The organism is Cupriavidus sp. CuC1 (assembly GCF_044627735.1).
GTDB classification, from domain to species: domain Bacteria; phylum Pseudomonadota; class Gammaproteobacteria; order Burkholderiales; family Burkholderiaceae; genus Cupriavidus; species Cupriavidus ulmosensis.
This window is the reverse complement of the sequence record NZ_JBIUHC010000209.1, coordinates 1-15,185: the sequence shown is the minus strand read 5'-3', so window position 1 is coordinate 15,185 and position 15,185 is coordinate 1. Positions and strand designations below refer to the sequence as shown.

Sequence of the window (15,185 nt, the reverse complement as noted above, 5' to 3'; positions counted from 1 at the left end):
ACGGATGGCGGATCTCAGCCCATCCCAAATGCTCATTGAGCGCTTGTGCAGTTCGCGCTGACCGTCCCCACGATCTCTGATCGCATCGCGCAGACGGTGGTCAAGCGATATCTGGAGCCGCTCGTGGAACCGGTGTTTCACGGCGACTCATACGGGTATCGTCCCGGACGATCGGGGCACCAGGCGCTCAACGTGGCTCGGCAGCGATGCTGGGAATACGAGTGGGTGCTCGACCTCGACATCAAGAACTTCTTCGGCAGTATCGACTGGGAACTCATGATGCGCGCGGTGCGCTGTCACACGGAATGCGCGTGGGTGCTGCTGTATATCGAGCGCTGGCTCAAGGCACCTGTGCAAATGCCTGACGGGACCGTGGTGCACCCGGACAAGGGCACGCCGCAAGGCGGTGTCGTCAGTCCGGTGCTGGCTAACCTGTTTCTCCACTACGCGTTTGACCGGTGGATGCGGAAGCATCATCCGGACGTGCCATTCGAGCGTTATGCTGATGACGCCATCTGTCATTGCAAGAGCGAAGCGCATGCGCGGCTGCTCAAGCGGGGGCTGGAGACGCGGCTCGCCGAATGCAAGCTGGATCTGCATCCGGAAAAGACCAAAATCGTGTACTGCAAGCAGGCCAACAGGCAGGCAAGCTATCCGATATGTCAGTCCGACTTTCTAGGCTATACGTTCAGACCGAGAAGTGTCAGGAATCGGGCGGGCAAGTTGTCGGTTGGTTTCTTGCCTGCAGTCAGCAACAAGGCTGCAAAAGCGATGCGGCAGGAGATACGTCGCCGCAGTGTGTTGCACCGCTATGACCTGAGTCTGACTGAGTTGGCGGACCGAACCCGTCCGACGTTGCTCGGTTGGATTCAGTACTACGGTAGATTTTATCGGTCTGCGCTGGGGCAGGTGCTGCTTGCGGTCGATGCCGCACTGGTCCGCTGGGCGCAACGGAAATACAAACGTCTCCGCGGCCGTAAGGTGCGCGCCGCGGCCTGGCTGAAGGACATCAAGTCTCGACAGCCAGGCCTATTCGCGCACTGGGCAGTGGAGACCAAGGTTGGACGATAGGAGCCGGATGAATCGAGAGATTCATGTCCGGATCTGTGAGGGCGTGAGGGTGCGATTCCCTTGCGCTACTCGACTTACCGGGATAGGCAACCCCTAGCATGCATGCGGGTTCCCGCGCAGCGCCACAAATGCGTGCACTGTGGCAGGCGGCCGTCGCTAGGCTCGCTCGCGCCAGCTGGTGACAGTCGTCTTCCCCTAGTTGACCCAGTGCTTCACCAATTGGCACGGTAACTCCAAGCCGTGCGGCCAGGCCACGTGCATCGCCTCGCATAGTGCCGCCTGTACCAACCAACTGGCCGGCATCTTGGCCGTGTGCTTCGTGAATGTTGTCATCCATGGGCTCCCTATCCGTTGGTCCATTGGAGCAGGGTGCTGTCACGACTTCCTCTTGTGGGATTTCCGCAGGTGCTGTCCTTCGCAGACCGTCGGCACCGCATCGCCGACTCCGTGGACCAGGCAATGCCGACCGGGCGGCCGATCTGGCTGAGCTCCAGCAGGCCAATGCCGACTTGGCCCGCGAGAGCGAGCGCCAGGCGGTGAGCCTGGAACTACGGCTTGATGCGGCGCACGAAAACACTATGCTTGGGATAGAGAACCTCGGTGGTGACACCGCCCGCGGCGACCCGACGCTCGCTCCTTCCTACCCGCACCGCCACGACCAGGCGGTGGACGCCGCGCTCCCGCCATGCTGTTGTCTCAGGAGAAGCCCATGAAACAAGTTGCCCGCCGTTTCGCACTGCTCGCCGCCCTAGCCAGCGCCGTCGGCCTGGCGTGGCTGTCGGCCACGCCTGCCCACGCCTGCCCGAGCCAGGATGGCGGCGGCCGCCACGCGTCGCTACCCCACGACCCAACCCCGGATGGCGGCGGTAGGTAGCGGCACCCCTAGGGACGGATGGGTTAGGAGCAAACCATGACCAACTGGATGCGCAGGTTCGCGCGGCTCGCGGCCTTGGTGAGCGCGCTCGGCCTGACGTGGCTGTCGGCCACCCCGGCCCACGCCACGCCGTGCAGCGACTGCAAGTCGTCGGACGGCGGCGCTGGCGGCGCCCCCTGACAGTCTGGGCCGGCTGGCTTGGCGAGGCCGCCATTACTCTTGATAAAAAGTGTTGAACCAAACCGCTGACGCGGTAGGGGTGGTCGGCCGGCGCCGGCAGCTCCGACATCACGCTGGAGACCGGTTTCCCCCTCTTTGTGCCGAGTCCTCGAAGTCGCCGCCGTCACCAGGCCATTGCACATCCGGAAAAGATACTGCGCGCCCAGTTCGGGTGGCTTGCTTCTTTAAAATGCAGTTGATAGTCCATCTACTTGGTCTGGATGTATCGGTGAGAGGGACTTTTCCAGTCTTCCTCCGCGTTGTCAAACTGGCTGGCCTTGAGGGCGGATTCTCCTAAGGCTGGCCCCTTTCCGCACGAAATACTGTCTGGACAGTCCCGACGAGGGTGTGATGCTGCACCAGCACAAAGCCCTGGTGCCGCGCGAATGCCGGCGTTACGTGTCCTGACTAAGTTGAAGCGAAAAGCGGGCATGCGCTTGCGGCAGTTTAGAATTTGTGACGGATGCCAACGACCGCGCCGAACTGGTTCTCCGAGCCGCTAACCGTGCCGAAGCCGCTGCCTTGGATCGCGCCGGAACCGCCCGCGGTCAGACCCAGGTTCGAACCATCCTTGTTCTTCGCGTAACCCACGTTCAGGTAGGCATCGGTGCGCTTGGATAGGATGTAATCAACCGAAGCCACGAAGCTCCACGGATCAGCCTTGGTACCGCGGAAGTCTTGGTAGTAGGCAACGCCGGTCAGCGAGAGTGCCGGTATTAGCTGATAGCCCAGGCCCAGCCAGTACAGGTTCGAGACGTTGTTGGCACCGAGGTTGCCCGGCAGCGTGGCGCCGTCCAGAGCCTTAGCCCAACGATAACCAGCGTACACCTTGGCCGGGCCGAAGGCGTACGTACCAGCCAGGGTGGCGCGACGGATCTTGGCACCCGTCAGGGCGCCGGTCGCGGCCAGGCCGAGGTTGGTTTCGTCGTAGACACCTCCGATGGCTAACGGGCCGGCTGCGTAGGTCAGGCCAGCGCTGTACTCTTGGCCAATCTTGGGGCTGCCCGGGACTTCACCAAACGAGCCGGCACCGGTGTTCGAGCCGAAGCTGTACAGGGCCCTGGCAGTCAGGCTGTGGAAGGTGCCGACGTACTTGACCGAGTTGTCAGCTCGGCTGGTGAAGCCTGCGTCCTGGCCGATGATCGAGTAGTTCGTGGCGATGGCCATCGGGTCGAACTGCAAACCGAAGTCATAAAGCGGGGTCTGTTGACGACCCAGGGTCAGGGCGCCCCACTGGCTTTGCAAACCGACGTAAGCGTTACGCCCGAACAGACGGCCGCCTTGGGCCGAGGTGCCGGTGTCGAGGTTGAAACCGCTTTCAAGCACGAAGATGCCCTTCAGGCCACCGCCCAGATCTTCCACGCCACGCAGGCCCCAACGGCTGCCCGACAGGTTGCCCGAGGTCAGGCGGGTCACGCTGTGGCCGCCCCCAGGTTGGTTGTTTTGATATTCGATGCCGGCGTCAACGATCCCGTACAGAGTCACGCTCGACTGGGCATACGCACCACCAGCGGCTAGTGCAGCGACGGTGGCAATCCATGTCATCTTCATAGCACTTTCCTTGTTAGCTGATGATTGGAAACTCTGGGCTATCGCGACTGCTTGGCCGACGCTCTCCGTTCACGTCTATTTTGTATTATGTGCCAGCGTTCGGTTAACGATACTTGGGAACAGTTTTTTTTGTTGTGATGAAACAACCGGGAGGGCGGAAAGCAACCAAAATCGTTCCGTGCTGGAGTAACGAACATTCGTGCTTTTTTTGGGTTGGGCTCCTTGTGCCGGGTGAGTGATGCACTAATACCATTCCAGCCTAAAGAAATGAAGAAAAGAAGAAGAGACACATGACTGCCTTGATGGACGAAGGTATCAAGCGCTGGCCAGCCAAGCGCAATGCGACCCTGGTGATGAAAATCATCCAGGGGAAGACGACTTTGCGCAGTGCAAAGGAAGAGCAGATCATGTGCTGGCTTGCGGTGGATGATCATCCGAACCCGGCGATTGCGGCCGGAAAAGAATTGCGCCTCATCCCACGGCTACGCCGTGGCAGCATTGCCCCACTCAGAGGCCGGCACGCTCTGTCCGGCCTGATCGTGCAAAGCCGAAGCGGCCTTCTCCATCAGGCATAGCATGCGTTGCAGTTCTCGATGCCTGAGCGCCCCCTCTAGGACATGAGTGCCTCGGCAATGAGCCTTGCTGCGTCCAGTACAGACGGATTGCGCGTAGCGTGCGCCCGAGGGGGATAGCCTCGGCCCCGTGCGCGGCGTGGTCCAGATTGCGCATGGTATGGGTGAGCATATCGGGCGGTATGTCGGCGTGATCGAAGCTCTGGTATCTGCCGGCTTCGAGGGCGCGGTGAGGCTGTATCCGCGGTGATCGTTTCCGTAGACTATGACTTGCTGGTGGACATGATTCGAAGGCGGATGCGGCGGACCGGTCGAGCGGCCCGGGCGTGCCATAGCCACGAATGCTCGTCATTACGGCCGCATGCAAGCCGCTTATGCCGGCCATTAGCCATTGCGCCTGTCGCACGCCCCCCCGCACATTGTCTAATGCTTCCACATACAGGCACGGCACGCCGTTCAACGCCGCAGCCGAAAACGATGATGGAGACAATGTCCTATGAAGCGTCCCGCCTTGCTGCTGGTGTCCGCCTGCGCGCTGCTCGCGTGCGGCGCGGCGCTTTCCCACCCATGCGATCCGGCTCGTGGTGCCGTTCACCAGCGGCGGGATCGCCGATGTGATGAGCCGCGTCCTGGCCGAAAAACTCAAGGATTCGCTCGGCCAGGCGGTGGTGGTGGAGAACCGGCCGGGTGCCGGCACCATGCTTGCCTCCGAGTACGTGGCGCGCGCCGATGCCGATGGCTACACGCTGCTGATGGCGGCGGCGTCCCTCACCATTGCGCCCGCGGTCTATCCCAAGGGCCGGGTCAAGTACGATCCCGTGCGCGATTTCGCGCCAGTCACGCTGGTGGCGGAGGTGCCACAGGTGCTGGTGGCATCGCCTGGCCTGCCGGTGAAGAGTGTCGGCGAGCTGATCGCCTATGCGCGGCGCCATCCCGACCAGGTCAACTACGCTTCGTCCGGGGCCGGCACCTCCAACCACCTGGGGGCTGAGCACTTCAACCAGATGGCGCATATCCACATGAAGCACGTGCCCTATAAAGGCACCATGCAGGGATTGAACGATGTGGTGGCCGGGCATGCCCAGGTCATGTTCGCCGACCTGGCTGCCGCGGACGCGTTTATCAAGGCGGGCAAGCTGACCGCGCTGGGACTGACCAGCGCCAGGCCTTCGCCGTCTCGCCCGCAACTGCAAACCATCGCGCAGGCGGGCCTGCCGGGCTACGCCAGCACGTCTTGGCTTGGCCTGCTGGCGCCGGCCAATACACCGCCCCAGGTCATCGGCCGGTTGAACGAGGCGGTGCTCAAGGCCTTGCGATCCAGCGAGGTCAAGGCGCGCTTCGCAGCGCTCAACGTCGACCTGGCGCCGACCAGCCCCGAGGAATTCAAGCGCTTTATCGCCAGCGATACGGCCAGGTGGTCGGACATCGCACACTCGACAGGAGCCTCGGTGGAGTGAGGCTCGCGCGCAAGCAGTGACGTCCTGGCCTGCTTCCTGATCCTCTGGCGCGGTCCGGCCCGCCGCTAACCCGTCATTCACGACAAATCGGATTGCCGCCAAGGGGCAGCGTTTGCCTGTGCTCTCTGCCGTCCAATGACGGCGCGTGACCGGTTGCGCGCTGCCTTTCGTTGTCGCGTTCGCGTTCGAGTTGCATCACCACAACAGCAAAGACTGGAGGAGAACTATGAGAACCACCGGGCTCACGGCAGCCGCCCTGATGGCGTTGCCAGGCCTCGCCGCCGCGCAAGCGGTCACCCTGTACGGCGTGGTCGATGCAGGCGTGGAGTACGTTAACCATATCGGCGCCGCGCGCGACAGTGTGACGCGCATGCCGGGCCTGACGGGCACCGTGCCGTCGCGTTGGGGCCTGCGCGGCAGCGAGGACCTCGGGCAAGGCATGAAGGCGGTGTTCGTGCTGGAGTCAGGCTTCGGCACCGACAATGGCGCTTCGAACCAGGGCGGCCGCTTGTTCGGCCGCCAAGCGTATGTCGGCCTGGCAGGCAAGTGGGGCCAGATCGGGCTGGGCCGCCAGTACGCCATGACCTTCTGGGCCAACCTGGAAGCCGACATGCTAGGCCCTAACACCTTCGGCTCAGCCTCGCTGGACAGCTATATGGCGAACTCCCGCGCCGATAACGCCATTGCATACAAGGGCACCTTTGGCGGCTTTACGCTGGGCGCCACCTACAGCTTCGGCCGCGACGGTACCAATGCCGGTCCCAGCCCGGCCGGCACCAACTGCGCCGGCGAGAACCCGGCCGACGCGCGAGCCTGCCGTGAATGGTCGGCGCTGCTCCAGTACGACGCCAAGCGCTGGGCGGTGAACGCCGCCTATGACTCGCTGCGCGGAGGGCCGGGTGCGTTCGCCGGGCTGACCAGCAGCGGCCTGCGCGACGACCGGCTCTCGCTCAATGGCTATGCGCTGGTGGGCAACGCCAAGATTGGCCTTGGCCTGGTGCGGCGCGACAACCGGGGCAGCCCCACGCCGCGCAGCGACCTCTGGTATGGCGGCGTGTCCTACGCAGTGACGCCGGCCTTCAGTGTGGACGCTGAAGTCTTCAACCTGCGCTATCACGACAGCAGGAACAAGGCCTGGTTGTACGCGGCGCGGGCCACCTATGCCTTCTCCAAACGCAGCTCGGTGTACGCCACTGCCGGCTTTATCGACAACGGCGGCCAGCTCGGCTTGTCGGTCAGCAATGGCCAGGCCGGCGCGAACCCGGCACCGGGAGCGAACCAGTTCGGCGCGATGGTGGGTATCAAGCACGTCTTCTGATGCCATGCGGCACGACCGCGCCGGCGAGATCGGGATCCCACCGGCGCGCTGTCGTTCGCACCGCAAGCTGCACCGGGTTCAGTGCGGCTCGACGCCCGCGAACGCGTTTTCCAGCAAGCGCAGGATGCCATCGCGCGTCAGCGGCGCCGGATTGGGGTGGGCGCTCGCAGGGCCTGGTCGGCCACGCGTGCCAGGTCGCCATGCCGCACGCCCAGTTGCTCCAGCGCAAGAGGTACTTGCAGCCGGCGTGCCAGTCACGCGCCGTACAGGCACGCACTGCGCGCGGCCATGTCGTGCGGGTGCGCCACCACATCGGGCAGCCCGCTGGCCAGGGCGCGAATGCCATCCTCGGCAATCAGCGTGGTGACGGGATTGGCGTCGGCGGCATACATCGCTTCGACGCAATAGGCCATGGCGTTCAGGCCGCTGGTGGCGCTGATCGCCGGCGGCAGGGTAAGCGTCAGCTCGGGATCGTAGACCACGCTGCGCGGCAGCACCTGCGCCGAGCGGCCGGTTTTCTTCTCGCCGTTCTCAGTGATGCGTGCCGCCGCTTGCGTCCGGCGCCGGCTGGTAGCGCGCCGCGCCTCAGGCGATGGCGTCGGCGCGGCGGATTGAAGCAATCATCGAGCTGTCGAGCAAAAACTCGCGCGATCTGTCAGGATCGAGCGAGATGGCGTGCATCGCCTGCTGGTTCCGGCGGCGTACTTGCGGGTCGCATTCTTCCATGGCTTTCTTGTTGCGGATGCTGTTCTTCTGCACCACCTCCACGGCAACGGTGCGGCGCTGGCGCGAGTACAGGTCGAGCAGTTCGGCGCCGGCGCGGCCGTGCCAGACTTCGGCCAGCTTGGTGCCGAGGTTGAACGCATCGTGCACGCCGCCGTTCAGGCCGAAGCCGCCGATCGGGTTGTTGATATGGGCCGCGTCGCCTGCCAGCAGGATGCGGCCCCTGACGAAGGTGTCCGCCACGCGCTGGTGCACCCTGTAGGTGCCCGAGTAGGCGAGCGGGAATGCCGTGTCCACGCCCAGCGTCTCGCGCAGACGGGCTTGTACGTTGGCCGGCGCCAACAGCACCGCGTCGTCGACATCGGGATCTGCCGGCATGGCAACGCGCCAGAGGTCGGGGCGGGCATCGTCGTACAGCTTGAGCACCACGGCCCAATGTTCGGGGTCGGAAACATAGGCGGTGCCTGTGTAGCCCAGCGCTTCCATCGGCATGGCGACATTGGTGACCAGGAACTTCTCGCGCCAGGTAAAGCCCTCGAAGCCGAAGCCGCCGCTCTTGCGCACCGTGCTGCGGGCGCCGTCCGCGCCCACCACCCAGGGCACCTTCACCTCGCGCGGGCCTTGTGCGGTGCGCAGGTTCAATGTAGCGCTCGCGCCGTCGGTGGAAACCGAGTCCAGGCTTTCGCCAAAGCGAAGTTCGACATGCGGTAACGTGCGTAGCACCTCGATCAGCAGGCTGGAGAGATAGTGCTGCGGCAAGTGGAAGCGGAACGGGAAGTCGGTTAGCGTCGATAGAGTGCCAAGATCGAATTCGGCATAGACGCCCTCGCTACGGTCGCGCATCTGCCAGACCGGAATACGGATGCCCATCTTCGTCAGGGCCGCCTCGATACCCAGCTTGCGGAAGATCTCCAGCGTAGGCGGGTGAAACGCGGCGCCGCGCTGCTCGCGGGCGATTTCATCGGCGCTCTCAAACACGACGCAGGGCACGCCCTGGCGCGCGAGCGTCAGCGCGGTGGTCAAACCAACGGGGCCGGCCCCGACGATCGCGATTCTTTCATCGTATGACATGTTCGGTTCCTTGTATGGGATGGGCATCGCGCTTTGCGATTGCCGTGCGGCCATCGAGGTCGCTAGAATCCTGTGCGCAAGGTACCGGCCAGTCATACGGGTGTCGATACGCTGAATCGCATCGGTGCCATTCGGAAGTTGAATGCGCGCGGCAAACACGGTGCGCGCGGATCGGGTACAAAGGATCTTGCTGCAGCGCCCGCCGCCCGACCGCTGCCGGCGGTGCGCCACAGTCCACACGGGAATCCAGTCATGGCAAAGAATGCCGGTTTCGCCGCCTCGCTCGACCTGCGGCTGCTGATCGTCTTCGACGCGGTACTGCGCAAGCGCAGCCTGACCCAGGCCGGCGACAGCCTCGGCCTCAGCCAGCCGCTGATGAGCCAGTCGCTCAGCAAGTTGCGCCAGTACTTCGGCGACCCGCTGTTCGTGCGCACCACGGCCGGGATGTCGCCCACACCGCGCGCGCGCGAACTGGCGCCGCGCATCGCGAGCGTGATCCAGCTGATGCAGGAGGCCATCGAGAGTCCCGACCAGTTCGATCCTGCCGTCTCGCGCCGCAGCTTCAGCTTTGTCGCCACGGATTTCGGCGCGGCCTTCCTGCTGCCCAGGCTGCTGCGCCACCTGGCGGAGCATGCGCCCGGCATCCGGGTGCGGGCCATTGCCGCACCGCGGCATGGCGTGGAAGAGATGCTCGAAGAAGGCGAGGCGGACCTGGCCATGGGCAGCTTCGCCATTACGCGCTCGCCGTTTTACCAGCGCCGCCTCTACGCGTCGGACTATGTCTGCCTGGCACGGGCCGGCCATCCGTTGGCGCAGGGCGTGCTGAGCGAGGAGGCTTACCTGAACGCCGGGCACGCACTGGTGGCGCCGCTGCCGATCGGCTACGAGGCGCTGGAGCGCTTCCTGCTGGAGAGTATTCCCGCCGAGCGCTTTGTCGTCACGCTGCCCAATTTCCTCACGGTGCTGACCACGCTGCCCAGTTCCGATGCGCTGTTTACCGTGTCCAGGCGTGCCGGGGTGGAGGTGGCGCGGCTGGTCGGCGCCAATGTGATGGAGTTGCCCGTACGGATTCCCGGCTTTGTCGTGCGCCAGTTCTGGCATGAGCGCTTTCACAAGGACCCGGCCAACAAATGGTTCCGCGACCTGATCCACGCCCTGCTGGCCGACCAGGGCGAGGGCGGCGACGAAGCTTGCGCTGCCTGACCCCGCGCATGCCGAATGCCGAATCGGCATTCGGTGTATTCCTTTCCGGCTATGGCCGCGCACCGGCCCGGCTTCCATACTCCAGCCAAGCCCGCCAGCGCCACCGCATCAGGCGCGGCCGGGCGGACAGCCTAAGCTAGTTAAGGAGACGATATGGAAGGCAACCTCATTCGCGGTCTGCATCACATCACGCTGTGCACCAGCACGGCCCAGGGCGACGTGGATTTCTTCGTCAAGGTGATGGGGCAGCGCTTTATCAAGCGCACTCTGTTTTACGATGGCCGCATTCCCATCTATCACCTGTATTTCAGCGATGCGGACGGTACGCCCGGCACGGTGATGACCACCTTCCCGATGCGCCGCACGGAGTTGAGCGGACGCAAGGGCTCCGGCCAGTTCACCGCCATCGCCTACTCGGTGCCGGCAGGCTCGCTGGATTTCTGGCGCGAGCACTTCGGCCGGCACGGCATTGCCATCGTCCAGGAGTCGGAGCGCTTCGGCGAGAAGTACCTGCGCGTGGTGCATGCCGGCATCGATTTCGAGGTGGTGGAGGATCCCACCGATTTGCGCAGGCCCTGGCGCTCCGAGTATGTGCCCGAGCAATACGCCGTGCGCGGCTTCCACAACTGGACCGTGACCGTGCGTGAGCTGGAGGACATGGACACGTTCATGCAGAGCGCCTGGTATTTCCGCAAGACGCTGGAAGACGGCAAGTTCACCCGTTACGAAGCGGGCGAGGGCGGCGCGGGACGCCGCATCGACGTGCGCTACGAGCCGGACCTGCGCCAGGGTACCTGGACGCTGGCCGAGGGCATCGTGCACCACGGCGCCTTCGACGTGGCAGACTACGATACCCAGGCCCGCGTGAAGTTCGATACCGAGGGCATGGGCTTTACCGATTTCTCGGACCGCAAGAACCGTGGCTACTTCGAATCGGTCTACGTGCGCACGCCGGGGGGCGTGATGTTCGAAGCCACCAAATCGCTCGGCTTCAAGATGGATGAGGAGGAAGCCCTGCTCGGCACCGAACTGAAGATCTCTCCGCAGTTCAATGTGTCGCACGACGACCTGCGCAAGCATATGCAGAAGGAGGATCCGATCCATGTCTGATTCGCGGTCCTTCCCGATGATGCGGTCCCTGGCCGCGGAGGTAGCAGCATGATGTCTTTCAAGCTGGTGGGCACGGGCCCACGCAAGGTGATGCTGTTCCCGGGGTTGCTTGGCACGCGCGACGCGTTCGACGACCTGATGCGCTGGGCTGATCTGGATGCGTTCCAGTATGTTGCGGTCGAGTATCGCGGCTATGGCCAGGCGCGCAAGGAGCGCGGCCTGATGACGCTGCGCGAGGTGGTGATCGACGCCACCCGGCTTGCGGACTACCTGGGCTGGAGCCGCTTCGCGGTGGCCGGCCATTCGCTGGGCGCGCTGGCCGCGCAGATGCTGGCGTTGGCGCTGCCGCAGCGCGTGGATGCGATTGTGTCCATCGCCGGCCTCGACGCGTGCGGTGGCAGCAGCGATCCGCAGCGCGTTCGGATGCTGCAGGAGGCCGCGGTGTCGCGGCAACGGCGTGAAGAACTGGTGGCGGCCGGCACTGCGCACCGCTATTCGTCCGCCTTTGCGCGGACGGTGGTTGATAGCAGCTGGGACAACATCGACGGCACCGCTTTCGCCAGCTATGCGCTCGATGCGAGCCGTACCGATATCAGCCAGCAGGTGGAAGGCACGGACAAGCCGATCCTGGTGCTGGTCGGCCAGCATGACGGCAGCAATACGGACGAGGCCGTGCGCGCCACCACGCTCAGGTGGTATCGCAACGCGACGTTGCAGGTGCTGGCGGGGGCCGGTCATTACCCGGTGCTGGAAACCCCGGCAGCCGCCAGTGCTGCGCTCGAAGCCTTCCTGCTGCGCAACCCGGGCGATGGCGAAGCCGCCGCCAGGCCAGCCTAGCTCGGCGGCAAGTCCGTCGTCCGCGGCTCGATCCATATCTGCAGGCAATGTCCCGCTGTCAGGCGGAGCCCTCCCGGCATCCGTCTGGCTGAAGATCCGGATCGAGTATGGAAAAATATTGGCACTACGCTGCAACGCGGCTCAGGTGCCGCCCCCGCCAGCCCCCTCGGCAGCCCCACTTGGCGACAACGAGGCGGCGGGTGCCGGCGATGCGCACCAAGTTCAGGCCCGGGCCAGCCTGAGGTGTGGCCGGTATAATGTGCGCACAGTGCCATGTGCACAAATCGTTGTATTTGAACTAGAGCAAACTGGAGCGTTTGTGGAGAAACCGAGTCGTGCGATGAATGTCCATCTGGGCGCGGACCTAACGGCTCGCTGGACGGAATACTGCGTGGCCCTTGGTAAATTGCCCGACGCGGCTTCATTGCCGATCTCCACGTGCCACGGCTAGCCTTGCAGGGTGCAATGCCAGCTTGAATGGGCACACGCACATGACCGCATTTCCTACAGTATCTCGACCGGTCACCGGCCACGGTCAATCCGGCATCTCTACGGCTGACCAATGCTAAACCTGGACCTGCGCTCCATGTCGGCGATGACGGGGATGATCAATATCGCCCTGGGCATCATCCTGCTGGCCTTTCGCCGCGCCTATCCTGCCTCCATCAAAGGGTTGCTGCCCTGGGCGCTGGCACCGCTGCTTTGCGCGCTTTCCACCGCCTTCTATGCGATGGACGGGCAGTGGCCGGCCGTGTTCGTCGCGCTTGGCGGTAACGTGCTGCTGCTTTCGGGCTGTGCACTGTTCTACTTCGGCAGCCAGCGCTTCTACGGGGTGCCCTGCACCTGGAAATTCTGGCTCACCCTAGGCATTGGCTGCCTGGCTGGCATCACCTGGTTCCTGCTGGTCCATCCCGACTACCGGATCCGCGTGTTGCTGCTTACCACGGTGCTGGCGGCAATATGCCTGACCCATGCGCGGATGACCTGGCAGCACGGCCGGGGTTTTGCGCCGCGCTTCATGGCAGTTGTCCTCGCTTTCCAGGGGCTGGTCCTGCTGATGCGGGCAGCGACGACGCTTTTCCAGGATGCCGTCAATACTCCGCGGTTTTCCCCCTCGGCTATTCAGACCACGTACATTGCGGCGTATTGCTTCGCGTCGCTGTTCGTCTGCCTTGGCCTGCTGCTGACCGTGAGCGAGCGGTTGCGCGCGCAGTTCGAGTACCTGGCGCAGCGCGATGACCTGACAGGGGTACTGAACCGCCGGGCTGTGATGCACGCAGGTAGTAGTGAACTGAAGAACCGGCGCGGCAGCGGCCAACCACTGTCGTTGCTGCTGATGGATATCGACCACTTCAAGCGCATCAATGACCAGCACGGACACTTGGTGGGTGACCGCGTGCTGGCTCATTTCGCACAAACCGTGGGCCAGGCGCTGCGCTACACGGATTATCTCGGCCGTTTTGGCGGCGAAGAGTTTGTCGTGCTGCTGCCGCATACCGGCATGGAGGCCGCGCTTGCCATGGCCGAGCGCGTGCGGCAGGCAGTGGAGCAGCAATCTGCCATCGCGGGGCAGCCCACCTGCACGGCAAGCCTGGGGTTGGCCAGCATCGAGGCCGGGGAAGCGACCCTTGACGAATTGCTGGCGCGCGCCGATTTGGCGCTGTATCGCGCCAAGGCTGATGGGCGCAACCGTGTTGAGGCAGGCTGAGCCGGGGCTCCCGCATTTCAGTAGGCGCCGGTCACTTGCCCGTGGTTGCCAGCACGCCGAAGTGAGCTTTTTTGGGGGCTTCGCCGATTTACGGGGAAAGGGGTTGTTGCTGGTCTGCTTGGGCGGTGGTGCTGGCGGATGGTATTGGCTATTGAAGTGAAGCGCACAAAATTAATCGGTACGGCCTTGTGACACCGGGGTGTCAGCGCGAATCACACAGCGTTTCGGCACGCTAGCGCGGCTGCATCAGCGATAACGAGAAGGGAAATCCCGGGAGGCCTCGCCAATATTGGCTTGCAGCCCGTTGCGTTTATTTGACATAACCTTTATGCGGCTGTAGCCGCTAAGCCGCCAGATCTTGCGGCGGCGGCGGTATCAACAGGATTGCGCCGCCAGCTTGGCGAATCGCCACCAGGGGCAACTGGCGAACAACCGGAGACTGTGCCGGGCCTTGCGGCGCGGGCGCTCGGCCTGATGCGGGACAACCATGTGGAATTTGGCTCGATCCCAGCCTGCGAGAAGCTGCGAGCTCCATTGCGTCGGGCTGGCCGAGGAGACGGTACGTAGGCTTGATGCAGCGCGAACGCGGCCTTTGATCGCACAGCCCGACGCAGAAAACCGGATCACGCACAGCATGCTCATCTCGCCGAACGCATCGAACGAAACCAGGAAGCGGCCGGGCACGGTCTGGGTCACCGGGCTATCGGGAGCGGGCAAAACCACCGTCAGCCTCGCGCTGCACAAGCGCATGCTGACCGCAGGGCACCCGGTACTGCTGCTCGATGGGGATGAAATGCGCGCCGGCCTCAATCGCGATCTCGGGTTTTCGCCGGAGGACCGCACGGAGAACATCCGCCGTGCCGCCGAAGTAGCCCGGCTCGCCAATCGCAGCGGCCTGTGGGCGGTGGCGGCATTCATCTCGCCGCTGCGCAGCCAGCGCCAGCAGGCGCGAGAGATTATCGGCGGGGACGCGTTCCTTGAAGTGTTTCTCAGCGCCAGCTTCGCGGTGTGCTCGCAGCGTGATGCCAAGGGGCTCTATGCCAAGGCCTCGGCCGGGCAGATCAGCCAGTTCACCGGCCTGAGCGCCCCGTACGAAGCACCGCTTGCGCCTGACGTGGAGATCGATACCGAAGTCGTTGGACCGGAGTTGGCGGCCGATTGGATATGCGAGGCGTTGGCGCTGCGGGCATCGCCGGCGTGAGCTGAAAGCGGCCGTTGATCATCTGCACAAGGCGTTGCAGAAGGCAGCTTGCGGGCTGTCGCGGTGCCTTAAATTGGTGAGCGACGGTATCCCTCCATCGCCAGAGCAGAAAACCAACGCATTGCCGTTTAGTCAGCCCCCGCTTTGGCGCGGTCTCCTAATTTGGGACGCTATGCTTTTCTCCTATATATGTCTAGTGTCCTGAGTCAGAAGTTCCTTGCATTATTGACGCCACGTAGTAGTCTGCGTTGAAGGCACGCAAACGGCGAG

Annotated in this window: 14 protein-coding genes and 1 pseudogene; 12 read left to right on the top strand and 3 right to left on the bottom strand. The window is 63.9% G+C overall.

All coding sequences use genetic code 11. From position 1 onward, the window contains the following. Nucleotides 1-45 precede the first annotated feature (45 nt). The 3 genes from ltrA to ACGLHR_RS46310 all read left to right on the top strand — a co-directional run bounded on the left by ltrA (nt 46) and on the right by ACGLHR_RS46310 (nt 2,125). Nucleotides 46-1,071 (top strand): group II intron reverse transcriptase/maturase, encoded by a 1,026-nt coding sequence (gene ltrA / locus ACGLHR_RS46320; protein WP_400102521.1) that lies wholly within the window; start codon nt 46-48, stop codon nt 1,069-1,071. Between the two features lie 709 nt (nt 1,072-1,780). Continuing rightward, nucleotides 1,781-1,945 carry a hypothetical protein gene (locus ACGLHR_RS46315; RefSeq protein ID WP_400102520.1) on the top strand — a complete coding sequence of 55 codons (165 nt, stop codon included), beginning with the start codon at nt 1,781-1,783 and terminating at the stop codon, nt 1,943-1,945. 36 nt (nt 1,946-1,981) lie between these two features. Continuing rightward, complete coding sequence (locus ACGLHR_RS46310; protein WP_400102519.1) at nt 1,982-2,125, top strand: hypothetical protein; 144 nt, start codon at nt 1,982-1,984, stop codon at nt 2,123-2,125. Between the two features lie 486 nt (nt 2,126-2,611). On the opposite strand, the gene ACGLHR_RS46305 is transcribed toward ACGLHR_RS46310, so the two are convergent. Beyond that, on the bottom strand, nt 2,612-3,715 hold the full coding sequence (locus tag ACGLHR_RS46305) for a porin (RefSeq protein ID WP_400102518.1): 1,104 nt from the start codon (nt 3,713-3,715) through the stop codon (nt 2,612-2,614). A 290-nt stretch (nt 3,716-4,005) separates the two neighbouring features. Here ACGLHR_RS46305 and ACGLHR_RS46300 point away from each other — a divergent pair, with 290 nt between their 5' ends. From ACGLHR_RS46300 to ACGLHR_RS46285, 4 genes are all read left to right on the top strand, one after another. Next, on the top strand, nt 4,006-4,290 hold the full coding sequence (locus ACGLHR_RS46300; RefSeq protein WP_400102517.1) for a hypothetical protein: 285 nt from the start codon (nt 4,006-4,008) through the stop codon (nt 4,288-4,290). Nucleotides 4,291-4,417: 127 nt separating this feature from the next. Then, a complete protein-coding gene (locus ACGLHR_RS46295; protein WP_400102516.1) occupies nt 4,418-4,537 on the top strand; it encodes a serine aminopeptidase domain-containing protein in 120 nt (39 codons plus the stop codon). A 331-nt stretch (nt 4,538-4,868) separates the two neighbouring features. Beyond that, entirely contained in the window at nt 4,869-5,744 is an 876-nt protein-coding gene (locus ACGLHR_RS46290; RefSeq protein WP_400102515.1) for a tripartite tricarboxylate transporter substrate binding protein, read from the top strand. A gap of 226 nt (nt 5,745-5,970) precedes the next feature. Continuing rightward, the gene (locus tag ACGLHR_RS46285; RefSeq protein WP_400102514.1) at nt 5,971-7,062 is read left to right on the top strand and encodes a porin; all 1,092 of its coding nucleotides are present in this window, start codon (nt 5,971-5,973) and stop codon (nt 7,060-7,062) included. Nucleotides 7,063-7,319: 257 nt separating this feature from the next. Here the strand turns inward: ACGLHR_RS46285 and ACGLHR_RS46280 are convergent. Further along, nucleotides 7,320-7,601: pseudogene (locus tag ACGLHR_RS46280) on the bottom strand (iron-containing alcohol dehydrogenase); the annotation flags it as partial. Between the two features lie 46 nt (nt 7,602-7,647). Beyond that, nucleotides 7,648-8,856 (bottom strand): FAD-dependent oxidoreductase, encoded by a 1,209-nt coding sequence (locus ACGLHR_RS46275; RefSeq protein ID WP_400102513.1) that lies wholly within the window; start codon nt 8,854-8,856, stop codon nt 7,648-7,650. 252 nt (nt 8,857-9,108) lie between these two features. On the opposite strand from ACGLHR_RS46275, the gene ACGLHR_RS46270 reads away from it, so the two are divergent. From ACGLHR_RS46270 to cysC, 5 genes are all read left to right on the top strand, one after another. Next, the gene (locus ACGLHR_RS46270) at nt 9,109-10,059 is read left to right on the top strand and encodes a LysR family transcriptional regulator (RefSeq protein WP_400102512.1); all 951 of its coding nucleotides are present in this window, start codon (nt 9,109-9,111) and stop codon (nt 10,057-10,059) included. Nucleotides 10,060-10,212: 153 nt separating this feature from the next. Beyond that, the gene (locus ACGLHR_RS46265) at nt 10,213-11,169 is read left to right on the top strand and encodes a hydroxyquinol 1,2-dioxygenase (RefSeq protein WP_400102511.1); all 957 of its coding nucleotides are present in this window, start codon (nt 10,213-10,215) and stop codon (nt 11,167-11,169) included. Nucleotides 11,170-11,217: 48 nt separating this feature from the next. After that, nucleotides 11,218-12,006: an alpha/beta fold hydrolase gene (locus tag ACGLHR_RS46260; RefSeq protein ID WP_400102510.1), complete on the top strand. Its 789-nt coding sequence runs from the start codon at nt 11,218-11,220 to the stop codon at nt 12,004-12,006. 562 nt (nt 12,007-12,568) lie between these two features. After that, nucleotides 12,569-13,714, top strand: coding sequence for a GGDEF domain-containing protein (locus tag ACGLHR_RS46255; protein ID WP_400102509.1), 1,146 nt, complete (start codon nt 12,569-12,571; stop codon nt 13,712-13,714). Nucleotides 13,715-14,306: 592 nt separating this feature from the next. After that, nucleotides 14,307-14,915, top strand: coding sequence for an adenylyl-sulfate kinase (gene cysC / locus ACGLHR_RS46250; RefSeq protein WP_400102508.1), 609 nt, complete (start codon nt 14,307-14,309; stop codon nt 14,913-14,915). The last annotated feature ends 270 nt before the right edge of the window (nt 14,916-15,185 follow it).

Coding starts and splice junctions, on each gene's coding strand:
- ACGLHR_RS46315 (WP_400102520.1), top strand. CDS start 1,781: ATGAAACAAGTTGCCCGCCGTTTCGCACTGCTCGCCGCCCTAGCCAGC.
- ACGLHR_RS46310 (WP_400102519.1), top strand. CDS start 1,982: ATGACCAACTGGATGCGCAGGTTCGCGCGGCTCGCGGCCTTGGTGAGC.
- ACGLHR_RS46305 (WP_400102518.1), bottom strand. CDS start 3,715: ATGAAGATGACATGGATTGCCACCGTCGCTGCACTAGCCGCTGGTGGT.
- ACGLHR_RS46300 (WP_400102517.1), top strand. CDS start 4,006: ATGACTGCCTTGATGGACGAAGGTATCAAGCGCTGGCCAGCCAAGCGC.
- ACGLHR_RS46285 (WP_400102514.1), top strand. CDS start 5,971: ATGAGAACCACCGGGCTCACGGCAGCCGCCCTGATGGCGTTGCCAGGC.
- ACGLHR_RS46275 (WP_400102513.1), bottom strand. CDS start 8,856: ATGTCATACGATGAAAGAATCGCGATCGTCGGGGCCGGCCCCGTTGGT.
- ACGLHR_RS46270 (WP_400102512.1), top strand. CDS start 9,109: ATGGCAAAGAATGCCGGTTTCGCCGCCTCGCTCGACCTGCGGCTGCTG.
- ACGLHR_RS46265 (WP_400102511.1), top strand. CDS start 10,213: ATGGAAGGCAACCTCATTCGCGGTCTGCATCACATCACGCTGTGCACC.
- ACGLHR_RS46260 (WP_400102510.1), top strand. CDS start 11,218: ATGATGTCTTTCAAGCTGGTGGGCACGGGCCCACGCAAGGTGATGCTG.
- ACGLHR_RS46255 (WP_400102509.1), top strand. CDS start 12,569: ATGCTAAACCTGGACCTGCGCTCCATGTCGGCGATGACGGGGATGATC.